This is a genomic window from Candidatus Obscuribacterales bacterium, from assembly GCA_036703605.1.
Lineage (GTDB): Bacteria > Cyanobacteriota > Cyanobacteriia > RECH01 > RECH01 > RECH01.
On record DATNRH010000408.1, the window covers coordinates 1 to 2,624 of the forward strand.

Sequence of the window (2,624 nt, forward strand, 5' to 3'; positions counted from 1 at the left end):
CGAAGGCATTTCTCGCAACCTCGACCAGCCGGAATTCTTCCCGGAACGTCAGGTTATCCGCAAAGAAGAGAAAAAAGACGATGTGCTGGGGCAGATCAGCTCCCTGCTGCAAACCTATGCCCACAAATATGAAGGGGAAGACGAAGTCCAGCCCGTTGAAAACTAGGCTTGGCGATGGGTGGAGGTTCCTGACCTACTGTCCTGAGAGCCCCGAGGAGGGGCGAGGTCGTACACGGTGACCGGATGATCAATGCCCTTAAGCCGGAGGGCTCGCTGCTGCCGTTGCCAGCCTCTGAGGTTGTCCACCCTTACCATGTCTTGAAGCAGGGTCTCTGTGATGGTGATGCTACCGGGATGGCTAGCGTTTTGGACGCGGGCGGCCCTGTTGACCGTGGTGCCAAAATAGTCGAGGCGATCGTTGAGGGTGACGCTCACGCAGGGGCCAGCATCAATGCCAATTTTCAGCCGTAGCCAATCGTCTGGGGGTAGGGCCAGGTCTTGGTTGAGCTGGTTGAGTTGGCTGTGCATGGCGATCGCTGCCTGTAGAGCCTGATAAGGTTCGGTGAAGGCTGCCATCACGGCATCGCCAATGGTTTTGACCACGGCACCCCGCTGCTCATCCACGATGCGAAACAGTAGGTCAAAGTGACGATGCACCAGCTCATAGGCCTGGGTATCTCCCCGCCGAGTGTAGAGCTGGGTGGAGCCGGCTAGGTCGGTAAACAGGATGGCTACCCGACGAATCAGCAAGCTTTCGTTGGGCGGTAGGGTTTCTTTGGGAAAAAGCTCCCTAAAGGTGGGCAAGGTCAACATGTGATGGGCCGACACCAGACCATAGCGTCGATCCATCTTGTTGCGAAAGTCTGGATCATCCGCTGCCGCCGTGAGCTTGCGCAAGCGTTCATCCAGGGTAAACGTTACCCGCACTTGGTCATCAGCATTGGTTTCATGGATGGTTTTACAAGCGGGGCAGGTGTGGAGCGATCGCAGCTCGTGGAGATGATGATGGGCTGGATCAATGCCACCACAGGCCGGACATTCCACCTCCCAGTTGAGGGTGACCAGGCCTTCCCGCAGCGCCATCACCAAAAGTTGTAGAGCGGTGCGTTCATGGAGCTGGAGATGGGCCGCCAGCAGGCGCGGATTGGCGCGATACAGCTCCCGATCGCCCTGTTCGTCGAAGATCACCGTTAAGCGATCGCGCACCTCTTGACTGACACCATAGGACGACAGAACCGAGACCGCCTCAGCAATAATCTGACGGCGGGGTTTATAAAGGTTTAGCACGGCTTGTCACGTCTCCTTATCCCGTCATTAGCTCAACCTAAAACTCAACGGTAGATGCGCCCTATGTGTAACCTTGACCGCTGGGACGACGTGATCTTGCTGATTGAATGACCCACCGCCCCAAGAGCGATCGCCCCTAACGTCCTGCCAGTTGCGGTTCTGAAGACTCCGATTGGCTAGACCCACGGCTGCTCAGTTGAATCAGCTCCACCTTATAGCCATCAGGATCTTGAACAAAGGCAATCACCGTCGAGCCATGCTTCATCGGCCCCGGCTCCCGCACGATTTGACCGCCCTGTTCGCGAATGGCATCGCAGGTGGCATAAATATCGTCAACACCAAGGGCAATGTGCCCATAGGCATCTCCCAGGTCATACTTTTCCTTGCCCCAGTTGTAGGTGAGTTCTAGCACCGTATGGTCGGCCTCGTCGCCATAGCCTACAAACGCTAGGGTAAACTCACCGCCGGGATAGTCCTTGCGGCGCAGCAGCGTCATGCCCAACACGTTGCAGTAAAACTGTAGGGATTCATCTAAATTGCCAACTCGCAGCATGGTATGCAATAACCGCATTGCTTTTCTCTCCTAGGATCCTGCTTTCCCCCATTGTGAAACACGGACTCAAATCTTGCCTACCCCAAGTGACTTAACGGAGTGGATGCTCATCATCGCAACCCTCCGAATCGCAACCCTCCGAATCGCAACCCTCCGAGTGACCCTGCTGTTCTGGAGCAGAGAGTCTAGACGCGCTACTACAAGTATGGCTGGAGTATTGCCAAGCATCCTGATTGACGAGATTTCTACGCGATCGCTTGCCTGCTCTGGGTTTCACAGGATCATAGCCAACCTAGACAGATGAATTCATTCTGTGATCTCGCGAAAAGGTAGTGTGTTCCAATTCATCAGTTCTGCTGAACCTGCTAGTATTTATGCTGCAACGCTGAGATATCCTAACTTTGCGATCGGAGGCGACAAGACATATGTTTGAAGTTGGTAAGACAGAAATTAAAGGAATTCGTGCTAGGGAAATTTTGGATTCTCGCGGTCGCCCTACTATTGAAGCCGAAGTATATTTAAAAGGAGGGGCCGTTGGTCTGGCACAGGTGCCCAGTGGCGCATCCACCGGCAGCTTTGAAGCCCATGAACTGCGTGATGCCGACCCGAATCGCTATTCGGGGAAAGGGGTAATTAAGGCGGTGATCAATGTTGAGGAAAAGATTTCGGCCGAGTTGCGGGGTCTGGATGCTCTCAACCAAACCTTGATCGATCGCACCATGCTAACGCTAGACGGTTCGCCCAATAAGTCCAACCTAGGGGCAAATGCCATTCTGGCAGTATC

General features: G+C 54.5%; 3 protein-coding genes. 1 reads left to right on the forward strand and 2 read right to left on the reverse strand.

Features of this window, described 5'->3' with window-relative positions; genetic code table 11:
* Positions 1-162: 162 nt before the first annotated feature.
* Both V6D20_08435 and gloA read right to left on the reverse strand, forming a co-directional pair.
* Positions 163-1,287, reverse strand: coding sequence for an adenylate/guanylate cyclase domain-containing protein (locus V6D20_08435; GenBank protein HEY9815808.1), 1,125 nt, complete (start codon positions 1,285-1,287; stop codon positions 163-165).
* Positions 1,288-1,423: 136 nt separating this feature from the next.
* The gene (gloA, locus tag V6D20_08440) at positions 1,424-1,858 is read right to left on the reverse strand and encodes a lactoylglutathione lyase (protein ID HEY9815809.1); all 435 of its coding nucleotides are present in this window, start codon (positions 1,856-1,858) and stop codon (positions 1,424-1,426) included.
* Between the two features lie 407 nt (positions 1,859-2,265).
* Here gloA and eno point away from each other — a divergent pair.
* Positions 2,266-2,624: phosphopyruvate hydratase (eno, locus tag V6D20_08445; protein ID HEY9815810.1), on the forward strand; the 359-nt coding region annotated here is incomplete at its 3' end.